The sequence below is a fragment of the Sphingomonas endophytica genome, assembly GCF_001476895.1.
GTDB classification, from domain to species: domain Bacteria; phylum Pseudomonadota; class Alphaproteobacteria; order Sphingomonadales; family Sphingomonadaceae; genus Sphingomonas; species Sphingomonas endophytica_A.
Genome location: NZ_LDTB01000292.1, coordinates 1 through 811 on the forward strand (window position 1 = coordinate 1; position 811 = coordinate 811).

General features: G+C 59.1%; 1 protein-coding gene. It reads right to left on the reverse strand.

The genetic code is table 11. From position 1 onward, the window contains the following. Positions 1-28: 28 nt before the first annotated feature. Positions 29-811, reverse strand: a 783-nt coding sequence (locus NS334_RS17260) for a hypothetical protein (protein WP_206542741.1), incomplete at its 5' end; no start/stop codon positions are given.

The window sequence follows — 811 nt, forward strand, 5'->3', positions numbered from 1 at the left end:
TTCAATCTGGCATCGGCCCGTTGTCGGCCTAACCGTGCGCGCCGCTGCCACCCATTTCGTCGAGCAAGGCTTTGGCCCGTCGGTACGGCGTGGTACCAAATCCCTCGGCGAATTTCCCGAGGGCATCATCGAGCCTTGCCGAGGCTTCGCCGATCCTGCCTTGATGGCGAAGCATTTCGGCCAAACTCTCCGTCGCTTTGAGCTCGTGGCCGAGAGCTCCCTGATATTGCGAGATAGCGATCGCTTCGCGAAAGTGGCGTTCCGCCGCTTCTGATTTGATTCCCTCGAGCGAGAGCAAAGTCGTGCCGTGGATGCGAAGTGCATCAGGTAGCTGCCAGAGCGCTTCGGTCGCCCTTATTCTATCGAGCGATTCCGCCGACACCAGAACCGCTTCTTCTGGACGGTCGTCAGCCGCGAGAACTTCCGCCAGGCGCCCGAGGAACGGGACTGCAACATTTCCATAGCGTACGTCGCCCAACTTCGACACCGCCTCTCGCAATTGTCGCTCCGCCAAGCGGAATTCTCCCTTAAGAAACAGCAGCCTGCCCTCAAACCCAATGGCCGAAAGCAGGTAGCTTTGGATGTCGTTGTCCTGCGCGACCTGCTTCATTCTATGAATTGCGATCTCGGCAAGCTGTAGCTCCTCCAGTCTGAGGAAAAGGTTGCAGCCACACCAGCTGAGAGCCTGGCAGATCGATGCCGGATTTCCGGTTTCCTCCGCGTCTTCATGCGCGGCCACACAGGCACGTACAGTCTGATCAAACCGCCCCTCGCACCAATGGACGCCCGCTATCACGCATTGCGCGTAGAC